Origin of the sequence: Sneathia vaginalis (genome assembly GCF_000973085.1) — a bacterium.
Classification (GTDB): domain Bacteria; phylum Fusobacteriota; class Fusobacteriia; order Fusobacteriales; family Leptotrichiaceae; genus Sneathia; species Sneathia vaginalis.
This window is the reverse complement of record NZ_CP011280.1, coordinates 158,180-173,259: the sequence shown is the minus strand read 5'-3', so window position 1 is coordinate 173,259 and position 15,080 is coordinate 158,180. Positions and strand designations below refer to the sequence as shown.

Annotated in this window: 11 protein-coding genes and 3 rRNA genes; 1 reads left to right on the top strand and 13 read right to left on the bottom strand. The window is 35.0% G+C overall.

Annotation, left to right across the window (positions count from 1 at the left end; translation table 11 throughout):
- Positions 1-6 precede the first annotated feature (6 nt).
- The 8 genes from mnmA to VC03_RS00865 form a co-directional block, all read right to left on the bottom strand.
- On the bottom strand, positions 7-1,089 hold the full coding sequence (gene mnmA, locus VC03_RS00900) for a tRNA 2-thiouridine(34) synthase MnmA (protein WP_046328251.1): 1,083 nt from the start codon (positions 1,087-1,089) through the stop codon (positions 7-9).
- An 86-nt stretch (positions 1,090-1,175) separates the two neighbouring features.
- On the bottom strand, positions 1,176-2,198 hold the full coding sequence (gene glpX / locus VC03_RS00895) for a class II fructose-bisphosphatase (RefSeq protein ID WP_046328250.1): 1,023 nt from the start codon (positions 2,196-2,198) through the stop codon (positions 1,176-1,178).
- A 229-nt stretch (positions 2,199-2,427) separates the two neighbouring features.
- The gene (locus VC03_RS00890; RefSeq protein WP_046328249.1) at positions 2,428-2,820 is read right to left on the bottom strand and encodes a pyridoxamine 5'-phosphate oxidase family protein; all 393 of its coding nucleotides are present in this window, start codon (positions 2,818-2,820) and stop codon (positions 2,428-2,430) included.
- 13 nt (positions 2,821-2,833) lie between these two features.
- Positions 2,834-3,826, bottom strand: a complete 993-nt coding sequence (locus VC03_RS00885) for a lipoate--protein ligase (RefSeq protein WP_046328248.1) — start codon at positions 3,824-3,826, stop codon at positions 2,834-2,836.
- 14 nt (positions 3,827-3,840) lie between these two features.
- Positions 3,841-5,535, bottom strand: a complete 1,695-nt coding sequence (gene lpdA / locus VC03_RS00880) for a dihydrolipoyl dehydrogenase (protein WP_046328247.1) — start codon at positions 5,533-5,535, stop codon at positions 3,841-3,843.
- A 12-nt stretch (positions 5,536-5,547) separates the two neighbouring features.
- Positions 5,548-6,573, bottom strand: coding sequence for a dihydrolipoamide acetyltransferase (locus tag VC03_RS00875; RefSeq protein WP_046328246.1), 1,026 nt, complete (start codon positions 6,571-6,573; stop codon positions 5,548-5,550).
- An 8-nt stretch (positions 6,574-6,581) separates the two neighbouring features.
- The gene (locus VC03_RS00870; RefSeq protein ID WP_046328245.1) at positions 6,582-7,577 is read right to left on the bottom strand and encodes an alpha-ketoacid dehydrogenase subunit beta; all 996 of its coding nucleotides are present in this window, start codon (positions 7,575-7,577) and stop codon (positions 6,582-6,584) included.
- A 9-nt stretch (positions 7,578-7,586) separates the two neighbouring features.
- Positions 7,587-8,552: a thiamine pyrophosphate-dependent dehydrogenase E1 component subunit alpha gene (locus VC03_RS00865; protein WP_046328244.1), complete on the bottom strand. Its 966-nt coding sequence runs from the start codon at positions 8,550-8,552 to the stop codon at positions 7,587-7,589.
- A gap of 278 nt (positions 8,553-8,830) precedes the next feature.
- Here VC03_RS00865 and VC03_RS00860 point away from each other — a divergent pair, with 278 nt between their 5' ends.
- A complete protein-coding gene (locus VC03_RS00860; RefSeq protein WP_052727641.1) occupies positions 8,831-9,256 on the top strand; it encodes a DUF2147 domain-containing protein in 426 nt (141 codons plus the stop codon).
- 6 nt (positions 9,257-9,262) lie between these two features.
- On the opposite strand, the gene VC03_RS00855 is transcribed toward VC03_RS00860, so the two are convergent.
- The 5 genes from VC03_RS00855 to VC03_RS00835 form a co-directional block, all read right to left on the bottom strand.
- Positions 9,263-9,694 (bottom strand): DUF3021 domain-containing protein, encoded by a 432-nt coding sequence (locus tag VC03_RS00855; protein WP_046328243.1) that lies wholly within the window; start codon positions 9,692-9,694, stop codon positions 9,263-9,265.
- Positions 9,695-9,703: 9 nt separating this feature from the next.
- Entirely contained in the window at positions 9,704-10,144 is a 441-nt protein-coding gene (locus VC03_RS00850; RefSeq protein ID WP_046328242.1) for a LytTR family DNA-binding domain-containing protein, read from the bottom strand.
- A 173-nt stretch (positions 10,145-10,317) separates the two neighbouring features.
- Positions 10,318-10,424, bottom strand: a 5S ribosomal RNA gene (rrf, locus tag VC03_RS00845).
- A gap of 50 nt (positions 10,425-10,474) precedes the next feature.
- Positions 10,475-13,387, bottom strand: a 23S ribosomal RNA gene (locus VC03_RS00840).
- 114 nt (positions 13,388-13,501) lie between these two features.
- Positions 13,502-15,014, bottom strand: a 16S ribosomal RNA gene (locus VC03_RS00835).
- The 16S, 23S and 5S rRNA genes sit together here, the layout of an rRNA operon.
- Positions 15,015-15,080: the final 66 nt, after the last annotated feature.

The following is a 15,080-nucleotide window of genomic DNA, read 5'->3' as shown; positions in this document are numbered from 1 at the left end:
CATCTCCTATTTTATAATCTCATCTATTGCTCCTCCACCGATGCAAATATTTCCTAAATATCCAACAACCACTTGACCTAGTGTTACTGCTCTTTGTTTTTCATCGAATAAAACTTTTATTCTTCCATCATCTAGTTTATACATAGTTGCTGATACGTCCTTTTGTCTATATCTAAATTTAACAGTACATCTTAGTGGAAAACTTACTAGTTCAGTGTTAATAATATTGAACTCATTTGTAATCAATCCTTTGGAATAAAGTATACTTGTATCCCCTTGTGAGACTATTAATTCATTTGTCTTTAAATTCTTATCTGCAACAAAATATGGTTGTCCATTTCCTTCTTTGCTATTCCCTATACCTATACCTTTTCTTTGACCTATAGTATAGTACATAAGTCCACTATGTCTTCCTAATATTTTACCTTTGTTATCAACAATGTTACCTGCTTTTGAAGGTAAGTATTGACTTAAAAACTTATTAAAGTCTCTTTCACCTATAAAGCAAATACCTGTACTGTCTTTCTTGTTTGCTGTTGCTAAATTATACTTCTTTGCAATTTCCCTTATTTCAGGTTTAATATAATCTCCTAATGGAAATAATACTTTTTCTAATTGTTCTTTTGATAATTCTGATAAAAAATATGATTGATCTTTATTATCATCTATACCACGTAAAAGTATAGCTCCTTTATCACTGTGTATAACCTTTGCATAATGACCTGTTGCAACATAATCAGCACCCAAGCTCATTGCATAATCAAGAAATGCCTTAAACTTTATTTCCTTATTACACATAACATCTGGATTAGGTGTTCTCCCTTTTTTATACTCATCTAAGAAATATTGAAAGACTCTATCCCAGTATTCTTTAACAAAATTTACTGAATAACAAGGAATACCTATGCTTTCTGCTACCTTTTGTGCGTCTAAATAGTCATTTTCACTGGTACAAACTCCATTATCGTCTTTTTCTTCCCAGTTTTTCATAAAAACACCTATTACATCATAACCTTGTTGTTTCAAAAGTAAGGCTGTTACAGAAGAATCTACTCCTCCAGACATACCTACAACAACTTTTTTATTCATAAATAATTACTCCGTTTTTATTTTTATTATACACTATTTAGACATTTCTTACAATTAAAAAGGGAAAAGCTTTATAACTTTCCCCACTACTTAACTAAGTGACTAATATTTGGATCTTTGTAATTCAAATTATGTATTGAATTAATATATCTAATTGTTTTAGATGAACCTCTGACTAATAAGGTTTGGGTTCTAGCTATATCGCCTTTTCTTTTAACACCTTCTAATAAATCTCCACTAGTTACTCCAGTTGCTGAAAATATTATTTCATCTGTATTAACTAAGTCTTTTAATGTTAAAACATCTCCTACATGCAATCCTCTTTTTTCGCATCTCGCTTTTTCAAAGTTAGAAATCTTATCATTTTCAAGTGATATTCCTTTAACTTCTGATCTTAATTTAAGTCTTGCTTGCATATCTCCACCCATAACTTTAATTACAGCAGCAGATATTACTCCTTCTGGAGCTCCACCTATACCATATAGCATATCTGCTTCTGAATCTGGCATACAAGTTAATATTGATCCTGCAACATCACCATCAGGAAGTGCATACACCTTTATACCTCTTTCTTGTAAATCTTGTATAATCTTTTTATGTCTTGGTTTATCTAGCACTACTATCATTAAATCTGTTACCTTCTTATTCTTAGCCTTAGCTACTATTTCAATGTTTTCTATAAGGGGTTTTGATAAATCTATTAGCCCTTTAGCTTCTGGACCTACTATTAATTTTTCCATATACATATCAGGAGCTTTTAAGAATGTTCCTCCCTTAGCAACTGCTAATACAGCTAAAGCATTTGATTGAGCTAGTGCTGTCATTCTTGTACCTTCTATTGGATCTACTGCTATATCAACTTTTTCATAGCTAACATCTTTATCTTTTAGCCCTACTTTTTCGCCTATGTATAGCATAGGTGCTTCATCTATTTCTCCTTCACCTATAACTATTTCTCCATCAATCTTAATTCTATTAAAAATTGTTCTCATTGCATCAACACCAGCTTGATCTGCAGCCTCTTTATTACCTCTACCTATCCACTTGTATGCTGCTAATGCTGCAGCTTCAGTAACTCTAGCAAATTCCAATGCTAATTCTCTTTTCATCTTTCCTCCACATTTAAAGTTCTATTATTTTTAATTCATATCCTATATTATTTAATAAGCCAAATAGAGATAGTCAAAAACATAGTCTTAGTTCTCACACCTTCTATGAACTTTTATACCCAATTCATTTAGTTTATACATAACTTCATTAAACATGTATTACCTTCATTCTTTTTTTTATTATATCACAAAAAATAGCTAGTTTCTAGCTAGCTATTTTGTCATACAATTATTTAATTTCTTGCCCAGCAGTAGGACCTGATTTTAATGTGTCTATTCTTTCAATCTTTATGACTGTTACAGCTTTTGGTACTCCCATTTTACCTTCTGCCCATTTTTTTGCTTCTTCGTAGTATTTTCCTTCTTTGTATACTTTTGCTTTACCAACAAATCTGTAACCATCTAGTTTTTCACGATCAACTATTATTATTGTAGCATTTCCTGTTCTTTCAATATTTCTTTCTGTTCTACCTGCTGTATTTTCATTAAATATTATAGTTTCATCATCATAAACTCTTCCTGATCTTTTAGGACCTACATTGGCTGTTAAATCTTCATTTACAGTTGCTATTATTGGTAACTGTTCAGAAAACATTTTCTTCATTTCTTCTGTTAATTTCATAGATATCCCCTTCCTATATTTCACATATTGCTTTTGCGACTTCTTCTTTTGTCATTCCCAAGAAGTATTTTGATATATCAATGTCTTTTAAGGCATCTAGTACATCTTCATAAGTATATTTTCTACCTATTAGGACCTTTTCAATATCATCAACATCATTAATACCAAAGAAATCTCCATATATTTTAATATTTTTAATAACTGAACCTTGCACATCTGCATATGTAGTAATTTTACCAGATGGGTACTTAACTCCTCTTTTTATATTATAGTCTGGTGCCTTACCATATACCCAGTCCCATGTAGCTTGTTTAGTATCTCTTGCGTGCTTTATTTCTTCTAATTGTTTATCTGTAAATACATATTCAGTAAAATCTTTATTAGTACTCTTCATTTCATCTAGTATCATATTCATAAATTGCTTTATTGTAATTTTTTTAGGTAACTCATCTAATATGTTAGTCACTCTACTTCTAACTGACTTTATACCCTTAGATTCTATCTTATCTTTTGATACTTTAAGTGCTTTTGTTAAAACAGTTAAATCAACATTGAATAAAAGACAACCATGATGCATCATTCTTCCATTAAAATATGCTTGAGCATTACCACAAATCTTTTTACTATCTATTTGTATATCATTTCTTCCTGTAAATTCTGCATTTACACCTAATTTTTTTAGTACGTTTATTACTGGTTGTGAGAATGTTTTAAAATCAAATGCTTCATTTCCTACTTTTGATGAAATAATAGTATAATTTAAATTATTTAAATCATGATAGACTGCTCCACCACCTGAAACTCTTCTTGCAACACATATATTATTTTCTCTTACATATTCAGCATTAATTTCTTCAATTGCATTTTGATGTTTACCTATAATTATTGATGGTTGATTAATCCAAAGTATAAATATTTCTTCTTCATCAGTTAATTTTTTAAAGCAATATTCTTCCATTGCCATATTAAAATGTGTATCATTTGTCTTACTAACTATATATTTCATTGATATAACCTCTTTTATTTATTAATTTTCTTTGGTAAATGTATTGCTTCACCTAAAACATCAAGGCATGCTTCGTATAAAGCTTCTGAGAAAGTTGGATGACCATGAATAGTTTTTGCTACTTCATCTACCGTAATTTCCATTTCCATTAATGTAGCTGCTTCATTTATTATTTCAGCTGCTGCTGGCCCTATAATATGAACTCCTAATATTTCACCATATTTTTTATCTGCAATAACTTTAACAAATCCTGCTGTTTCATCTGATGCTATTGCTCTACCATTACCTGCAAAGTTAAATTTACCTACTGAAATATCATATTTTTCTCTTGCTTTAGTTTCTGTTAAACCAACCATACCTATTTCAGGCATTGTATATACAGCTGCTGGTGTAGATGCTAACTTAACTTTTCTATGATTTCCTTTTATTGCATTTTCTGCAACTAATTCTCCCATTCTAAATGCTGCATGAGCTAACATTTTAATACCATTAACATCTCCTGGTGCATATACACCTTCTATATTAGTTTGCATATATTCATCTACTTTTATTCTTCCTCTTTCAAGAGTAAGTCCTAAATCTTCTGTACCTTCTAATTCAGGAACTCTTCCTATTGATAATAGAGCTTTATCAACAATAACATCTTCTTTTCCTTCTAATTTTAATGTTAATCTTCCTTCTTTTTCTTCAATAGAATTTAACTTGCTTGATGTTAATATCTTTATTCCTTTGCTTTCAAGAGATTTTCTCAATACTTGTGATACTTCTTCATCACATGATGGAACTACTCTATCAGACATTTCTATTATTGTTACATTTGAACCAAATGAATTAAAGGCTTGTGCTAATTCAACTCCTACAACTCCTCCACCTATAATTCCTAGTGATTCTGGAACTTGTCTTAATTCAAGTATATCGTCACTTGTTAATACTAACTTACTTTCTATACCTGGAATATTGATTTTACTTACTTTAGATCCTGTTGCTATAACTATCTTATCAGCTGTAAACTTCTTATCATCAACTACTACTGTCTTATCTTTTAATACTTTTCCTACACCATGTATGCAGTCTATTCCATAACTTCTAAATAGTCCCTTTATTCCATTAGTCAATGTCTTTACAACGTTATTCTTAACATCTACAGTCTTGTCCATATCTACAGTATACTTTTCATCTTTTAGAATTATACCTCTTTTTTTAGCATGTTGTATATTTTCTATTATTTCTGCATTCTTTAGGTATGTCTTTGTAGGAATACATCCTCTATTTAGACATGTTCCCCCAACTTCTATTTTTTCTATAACCAATGCCCTAGCTCCTAATTGAGCTGCTCTAATTGCACAATAGTATCCTGCTGGTCCTCCACCTATTACTATTATATCATAATCTTTAGCATTTTTTTCTGTTTTTTCTTCTTTTTTGTCTTCTTTTACTTCTGCAGGTTTAGTTTCTTCTCCAACAACTTCACCTTTTTTACCTATGTACCCTATAACCTCTGTTACTGGAACTGTTTCTCCATCTTTTCTTAATATCTTTATCAATGTACCTGTTGCTTCTGCTTCCAATTCCATATTTGTTTTATCAGACATGATTTCAAGAAGAATTTCTCCTTCTTTAACTTCATCGCCTTCCTTTTTCTTCCATTCTATTATTTGCCCTTCTTGCATATCAACACCAAGTTTTGGCATAATTATTTCTGTTGCCATATTTTTTCTCCTTTACACTAACATCATCATTGGATTTTCTAATAATTTCTTCAAATCTTGCATGAATTTAGCACCAGCTAACCCATCTACTAATCTATGATCTATAGTTAAACATAAATTCATCATAGGTCGTATAACTATTTGTCCATCTCTTACAACAGGTTTATCCACTGTTGCACAAACCCCTAAAATTGCTGAATTTGGTTGATTAATTATTGGATTAAAACTATCTACACCATACATTCCTATATTACTAATAGTAAATGTACTTCCACTCATTTCATCAGGTTTTAGTTTCATATCTAAAGCTCTTTTAGCTAAATCTTTTAGTCCTACAACTATTTCTGTTAAGCTCATTTTATCAGCATTTTTTAATACTGGAGTTAATAGACCTTCATCATATCCAACTGCCATTGATAGATTTACATAATCATGTAATTCAATATTTTTTACATCTGGTGTTAATGATGCATTAACAAATTTGTGTTCTGGCTTCTTAAGTGTTTTAATAACAGCCATAGAAATTAAATCTGTATATGTTAATTTTAAGCCTGTCTTTTCCTTTATTGGTTCTATTAATTTAGCTCTTAATGCCTTTAGTTCTGTCATATCTATTTCATAATTTAATGTAAATGTTGGTGCTAGGAAATAGCTTTCTGACATTCTTTTGGCTATAACTTTTCTCATAGCTGACATAGGAATAATATTACTATTTTCCACAGGTTTAGCTATATTTACTTCTTCTTTTTCTTTCTTAACTTCAACTGGTTTTTCTACCTTCATTAAAGCTAAGACATCTTCTTTCATTATCTTTCCTCTAAATCCACTACCCTTTATTGTACTATAATCCAAATTATTAATTTCTGCAATCTTTTTTGCTAGTGGTGTTATTCTTGGTCTTTCATTTTCCATAAATACTAATACATCTTCTTTATGTATTCTCCCCTTTGCTCCTGTTCCTGATATCATTGATAAATCTACTTGCATTTTTTTTGCCATACTTCTAGCTGCAGGAGTAGCTCTTAATTTTTCTTCCATTTTTCCTCCTACTGTTTGTTCATAATATCATGAATTTTTTTCTTAATATCTTCTACGCTTGGTATCATTTGTGTTTCTAATACTCTTGCATAAGGAATTGGTACATCTTGTCCAGCAAGTCTTGCAATAGGTGCATCTAAATAATCAAACGCATCTGATTCTGATATCATTGCTGAAATTTCCCCTATAAATCCTCCTGTCTTATGTGCATCATTTACAAGTAATACTCTACCTGTTTTTTTAACTGATTCTATTATTAATTCTTTATCTAATGGCACTAAAGTTCTTGGATCTACAACTTCAACACTAATACCTTCTTTTTTAACTTCATCTGCTGCTTGTAAGACTCTTTCTAACATTCTACCATATGATACGATTGTTATATCCTTACCTTCTCTTTTAATTTCTCCTTTTCCTAAAGGAATAGTGTATTCTGGATCTAAAGGTACTTCTCCTTTTTTACCATATTCAGCCTTTGGTTCTATAAATATCACTATATTATTATCCCTAATAGCTGATTTTAACAACCCTTTTGCATCTGAAACTGTTCCTGGTGCTACAACTTTTAATCCTGGTATATGACATACCCAACTTTCTAACGCTTGTGAATGTTGTGCTGCTGAACCTATACCTGAACCAGAAGCACATCTAAATGTTACTGGAACGTGTATACCTTGTCCACCAAACATATATCTTAATTTTGCACCTTGGTTAACAATGGCATCCATTGCTATTGTTATGAAATCCATAAATGTTAAGTCTACTATCGGTCTTAATCCTGTAATACTAGACCCTATAGCACACCCTGCAATAGCAGCTTCAGAAATTGGTGTATCTATTACTCTATCAGGACCAAATTCCTTAAACATACCAACTGATGTACCAAAGTCTCCACCATAGATTCCTACATCTTCTCCCATTAAATATATATCTTCATCTCTTCTCATCTCTTCGCTCATAGCAAGATTAATCGCTTCTCTATATGACATTAATTTTGTTTCCATTTTTACCCCCTAATCTGAATATACATCTTCAAACGCAACATCTAATGTTGGATCTGGACTATTTTTAGCATATTCTACTGCATCTAGTATCTTTTGTTTTGAATCTTCTTCCATTTTTTCTAATTCTTCTTTTATTGCAACACCTTTTTCTATTAAATAGTCTGCAAACTTAATTAGTGGGTCTTTTTTCTTCCATGCATCTACTTCTTCTTTTGTTCTATAAACCCCAGCATCTGCTGTTGAATGTCCAAACCATCTATATGATTCAACTTCCATTATTACAGGTCCATTACCATTTTTTACGTGTTCTATTGCTTTTTGAAATTCGTTATACACTTTAATAACATCATTACCATCTTTTTCGTATAAGCCTAGTATGCCATAAGCTTGTGCTCTAGTGTATAAGTGTTCTGTATTAGTTGCACGGTGTATATCCATACTTATTCCATATTTGTTATTGATAATAAAGAATATTACTGGTAGTTTCCATGTTGCTGCCATATTTACTGATTCATGGAATGAACCTTCATTTGTTGATCCATCTCCACAGATTGCTACTACAAAATTCCCTGTTTTCTTCTTCTTTTGTGTAAAAGCAGCTCCAACAGCTAGTGCAAATCCTCCACCAACTATACCGTTAGTACCATAATTACCCTTTTGTATATCAGCAAGGTGCATTGAACCACCTTTACCTTTTGATACACCTGTAACTTTTCCTGCCAATTCTGCCATCATCTTATTAATATCCATTCCCTTACCTATACATTGTGAATGCCCTCTATGCGTAGTAAAAAGAATGTCTTTATCCGTCATAGAAGATGTAACAGCTATCCCTGCAGCTTCTTCACCAACAGAAAAGTGCGTCATACCTTGAACAAACCCCCTTCTAACAAGTTGGTTTATCTTCATATCAAAGTTTCTAGCATCTTGCATCAATTCATACATTTTTAATAATTTCTCTTTACCTAATTCCATATTAGCCTCCTTTTATATTACTTTAATTGTAATATAAAATTTACATTTTGTCAAACAAGCTTTACAGAAATATTTATTCTCCCCTTCCCTTTATTTTACATCACTCAAACAAAAAAATATACTTTTCTAGCACTATCTCACATATTTATTTACATTCATAATAAATAATCATATATTTCTTGTTAACAATATATATTTAATTAAATATTTTTTAAAAATATATAGTTGATTTTTGAATATAACACGTGTTATAATACACCTATCATAAGGAGGCAAAAATGAAAAAAAGTATTTTAATTCTTTCAATAATCGCATCATCAGTCTTTGCATTTGCAGCTAAAAGCGACTATTTTGGAACATGGCAATCACAAGCGGCTAAAAACGGTAATGTTGCCACTATTAAAATTTATGAAGCAAACAACAAAGTATATGGAAGAATCATTGGAATGACACACCCTAAAAAGGATGACAATAATCCTGATAAGTCTAAAAGAAATAGAGATATTGTTGGTATAACAATAATAAGCAGTTTTACATATGATAAAAACAATGACAGTTTTGAAAATGGAGCAATTTACGATCCTGAAACAGGTAATACATATCACTGTTCTTTAAAATTACAAAATCACAATACTTTAAAAGTACATGGTTATGTAGGTGGTATTAAACTATTAGGTAGAACTGTTATATGGAAAAGAAAATAGGAAAGGCTATTTACCTTCCCTATTTTTCTTTAAGTTCATATTTATCATATCTACTTCTTTTTTTCTTTCAATATATATTAAAGTCCAAATTACTAAGTATATAACAACAAATATAATCAATGAAAACAATAAATTTCTTGTACTTGTCCATCTTAAATATGTTCCTACAATCAAAAAATATATTATTAAACACATAAATTGTAAAATTGTTTTTAATGCTAAATGTATTTTCAGTTTGTAAATTTTACTAGTTAAAAGTCCAACAATCCCAAAACCTCCATACAATATACATTGAATAATTTTTGCATACCCTGAAGGTACACTTTCAACAAATGAAGAAACACCAACAATATTAATATGTAAAAATATTGATATTATTGCTTCTACTAAACTCCCTATACCAACACCAATTAAAAAACTATCTCTATACTTTTTCATAATACCTCCTTACAATCCAAGTAATGTTTTAAAAGTCTTTATTTTTCTTCTAGAAACATATGAATATTCACCATTTTTTAATTCTACAGAAATTGTCCCTATAAACGATAAATCTAATTTTTCTATATAATCTAAATTAATAATTTCGCTTCTTGAAATTCTAATAAACTTTTCCAAGGATAATTTTTCCTCTAGCTCATAGATTCTCTCACGAATTTCATATGTATCTTTCATTGTGCTTACAAACACTTTTTTATCTAGAGAATATGCTCTAACTATCTCATCAAAATCTAATAAATACGTCTTATCATCTTTAATTGCTAATATTTTCTTAGTAGTTGATGATAATATTTTCTCATATACATTTTGTATATCACTTGTATACTCATCACAATAAATTACAACTTTAGGATTAGAATATTTTTTGTCAATTGAAATTTCTACTTTCATCTTACCTCCTTGATATTAATATATCAAATAAATTAAGTATTAACAATAGATTTGCGATATACGCATCATTTTTAAGGATGAAAGGTAAAAAAAAAGACACAATGTGTCTTTACTATATATATTTATTGAAAATTGGCGAAAAAAAAGGAGTCATAAAACTCCTGTCAAAACAAACTTGGCAGTTACCAATCTTCCCCATTACTGAGTATTGTAGGCGTTTACAGGCTTAACTTCTAGGTTCGGTATGTTTCTAGGTGTACCTCTGTAGCTTACCACCAAGCTTTCTTAGGACAATTAGAAATAAATAGTAGTAGTAAAAAAGAATTTTTTCCTGTAAAGCTTTCGGATTATTAGTACTGGTCTGCTGAATATATCTCTATACTTACACACCCAGCCTATCTACCATATGTTCTCTATGGATCCTTATAGAATATTCATCTCAAAGTGGGCTTCTCACTTAGATGCTTTCAGCGATTATCCCTTCCAAACGTGACTACCCAGCCATGCATCTGGCGATACAACTGGTACATCAGAGGTTTGTCCATCCCGGTCCTCTCGTACTAAGGACAGATCTTTTCAATATTCTTACGCCTGCAGTGGATAGGGACCGAACTGTCTCACGACGTTCTGAACCCAGCTCGCGTGCCTCTTTAATGGGCGAACAGCCCAACCCTTGGGACCTTCTACAGCCCCAGGATGAGACGAGCCGACATCGAGGTGCCAAACACTTCCGTCGATATGGACTCTTGGGAAGTATCAGCCTGTTATCCCCGGGGTAGCTTTTATCCGTTGAGCGATGGCCTTTCCATTCAGTACCACCGGATCACTAAGTCCTACTTTCGTACCTGCTCGACCCGTCAGTCTCGCAGTCAAGCTCCCTTCTGCCTTTACACTCTTCGGTTGATTTCCATCCAACCTGAGGGAACCTTTGAACACCTCCGTTACTCTTTTGGAGGTGACCGCCCCAGTCAAACTGCCCATCTAACACTGTCTTACTTTCATAATTAGAATTTCAACAATCTATGGTTGGTATTCCACCAGTGACTCCTTACATACTTGCGTACATATATCTTCGTCTCCCAACTATCCTATACACACATTGCCAAAACCCAATGTCAAACTACAGTTAAGCTCCACGGGGTCTTTCCGTCCTACTGCAGGTAAGCGGTATCTTCACCGCTATTACAACTTCACCAGGCCTCCAGCCAAGACAGCTCCCAAATCATTGCACCATTCGTGCAGGTCAGAACTTACCTGACAAGGAATTTCGCTACCTTAGGACCGTTATAGTTACGGCCGCCGTTCACTGGGGCTTCAATTCGAGACTCTCATCCCTCCTCTTAACCTTCCAGCACTGGGCAGGTGTCAGCCCATATACGTCGCCTTTCGGCTTAGCATAGACCTGTGTTTTTGGTAAACAGTTGCTTGGGACTCTTCACTGCGGCCTATTTTAGCTTAAAGTTTTTCTCTTCTCACCTAATAGGCACCCCTTCTCCCGAAGTTACGGGGCTATTTTGCAGAGTTCCTTAGCTAGAGTTAGCCTGTCGGCCTCGGGTTTCTCACCCTGTCCACCTGTGTCGGTTTGCAGTACGGGCACTTATTCTCCTTGGTAGAAGTTTTTCTCGGCAGTGTAGGATTTGCGACTTATACACGTTACATGTACTTACTCATCAGTCATCATGTTTAGATATACGGTTTTGCCTATATATCCACACTTCCTCCTTAAAATGGCATCCGTTAGCCATCTCGCATACCTTCCTGCGTCACTCCATTCCTTCAAACGTTAAATAAGTGGTATAGGAATATTAACCTATTTTCCATTCGCCTTAGCATCTCTGCCATAGCTTAGGTCCCGACTCACCCATGGTTGACAAACATTGCCATGGAATCCTTGGACTTCCGGCCAGAAGGATTCTCACCTTCTTTCTCGCTACTCATTCCTGCATTCTCACTTCTGATACCTCCAGATCGTCTTTCAACTCTCCTTCTACGGCCTACAGAACGCTCTCCTACCAACATACCTATCGGTATATTACAAAGCTTCGGTTTATGTCTTAGCCCCGTTAAATCTTCGGCGCAGATACTCTCGACCAGTGAGCTATTACGCACTCTTTAAAGGTTTGGCTGCTTCTAAGCCAACCTCCTGGTTGTTTAGGAATATCCACCTCCTTTCCCACTTAGACATAATTGGGGACCTTAGCTGTTGTTCTGGGTTCTTTCCCTCTCGTCCACGGACCTTGTCATCCATAGACTCACTCCTAATTATTAATATATGGTATTCGTAGTTTGCTTGACTTCAGTAAGCTATATGCCCCCTAGGTCATACAGTGCTCTACCCCCACATATCTTCTATTAAGGCTGCACCTAAATGCATTTCGGAGAGAACGAGCTATCTCCTAGTTCGATTGGCTTTTCACCCCTAGACCTATCTCATCTCCCAACATTTCAACGGCGGTGAGTTCAGTCCTCCACTGGGTCTTACCCCAGCTTCAACTTGGACAGGCCTAGATCACTAGGTTTCGCGTCTATAACATACGACTATCGCCCTCTTAAGACTCGGTTTCCCTTCGGCTCCGCTTCCTTAACCTCGCCATATATCATAACTCGCAGGATGATTAACCAAAATCCACGCAGTCACATATTTCTATGCTCCTACCGCTTGTAAGCATACGGTTTCAAATTCTATTTCACTCCCTTACTCAGGGTTCTTTTCACCTTTCCCTCACGGTACTCTGCACTATCGGTTAGTAAAAGTATTTAGCCTTATGAGATATGGTCCTCACTGATTCACACCAAATTCCTCGTGCTTGATGCTACTCGGGTAATATTCATAACTCGTATATTGTTCGTTCTACAGGACTATCACCTTCTTTGGTTTAGCTTTCCAACTAATTCCTCTTCTTTTATACTCGTTACTGATATATAGAGTTCTATCTGAATATCCCCTCTACCCCATAATAGAAACGTCCTCCAACTTTTACTCTACTATGGTTTAGGCTCTTTCCCGTTCGCTCGCCGCTACTTGGAAAATCGTTTTTACTTTCTTTTCCTCCTGTTACTTAGATGTTTCAGTTCACAGGCTTACCTTTTTCACGTATATTCTCCTAATATACAGGTTTCCCCATTCGGATATCTCGGGATCTCTGATTATGTGCATCTCCCCCAAGCTTTTCGCAGCTTATCACGTCCTTCTTCGGCTTTTACTACCTAGGCATCCTCCGTACGCCCTTTTTTAGCTTCTCATTCTAACTCTTCTTTTTAAGTTGTAATTCTTTTTTACCTACTATTCATTTCTCATTGTCCTAATTTCTAACATGAAAGTTAGCAAACAAGTGTTACTTGTCTTTTTCTCCTTAGAAAGGAGGTGATCCATCCGCACCTTCCGGTACGGATACCTTGTTACGACTTCACCCCAATCACTATCCACACCTTCAGTACCTCCCTCCTTACGGTTAGGCCGGTAATTTCAGGTGCAAACAACTCTCGTGGTGTGACGGGCGGTGTGTACAAGGCCCGAGAACGTATTCACCGTGACATTGCTGATTCACGATTACTAGTGATTCCAACTTCATGAAGTCGAGTTGCAGACTTCAATCCGAACTAAGAATAGCTTTTTAAGTTTCGCCATGTATCGCTACAAAGCTTCTCTTTGTACTACCCATTGTAGCACGTGTGTAGCCCAGATCATAAGGGGCATGATGACTTGACGTCATCCCCACCTTCCTCCTACTCTTCGTAGGCAGTTTCATTAGAGTCCCCAACTTAATGATGGCAACTAATGATAGGGGTTTCGCTCGTTGCGGGACTTAACCCAACATCTCACAACACGAGCTGTCGACAGCCATGCACCACCTGTCTCTCGGTTCCCGAAGGCACAAGTATACTTCTATACTCTCCCGAGGATGTCAAGATCTGGTAAGGTTCCTCGCGTTGCGTCGAATTAAACCACATGCTCCACCACTTGTGCGGGCCCCCGTCAATTCCTTTGAGTTTCATTCTTGCGAACGTACTCCCCAGGCGGATCACTTATCGCTTTTGCTTCGGCACAGAGACTTCGCATCCCCACACCCAGTGATCATCGTTTACAGCTAGGACTACCAGGGTATCTAATCCTGTTTGCTCCCCTAGCTTTCGCACTTCAGCGTCAGTTTCTGTCCAGTGAGTTATCTTCATCATCGGCATTCCTACACATATCTACGAATTTCACCTCTACTCGTGTAGTTCCACCCACCTTTCCAGTACTCTAGTTCAACAGTTTTGTAGGCAAGCCTATGGTTGAGCCACAGGTTTTCACCTTCAACTTGTCTTACCGCCTAGATGCCCTTTAAGCCCAATAATTCCGGATAACGCTCGCAACATACGTATTACCGCGGCTGCTGGCACGTATTTAGCCGTTGCTTCTTCTGTAGGTACCGTCATTTTTTTCTTCCCTACTAAAAGTGTTTTACAGTCCTAAAACCTTCTTCACACACACAGAATTGCTGGATCAGAGTTTCCTCCATTGTCCAATATTCCCCACTGCTGCCTCCCGTAGGAGTAAGGGCCGTATCTCAGTCCCCTTGTGGCCGTCCACCCTCTCAGGCCGGCTACCTATCATCGCCTTGGTAAGCTCTTACCTTACCAACTAGCTAATAGGACGCAAAGCTCTCCTTTAGTGCCGTAGCTTTCATTTGCATATCATGCGATATACTAACTTATCCAGTATTATCAGAAGTTTCCCTCTGTTATCCCAGTCTAAAGGGCAAGTTCTTTACGCGTTACTCACCCGTCCGCCATGAGTCCATTTAGCAAGCTAAACTTCCTCATAGACTTGCATGTGTTAAGCATTCTGTCAGCGTTTATCCTGAGCCAGGATCAAACTCTTCATTCTTTATCTTTTTTTCTTCTTGTATTCACCTTTTGTCTTTTTCTTAACATCTTGTTTGCTATTTTTTTC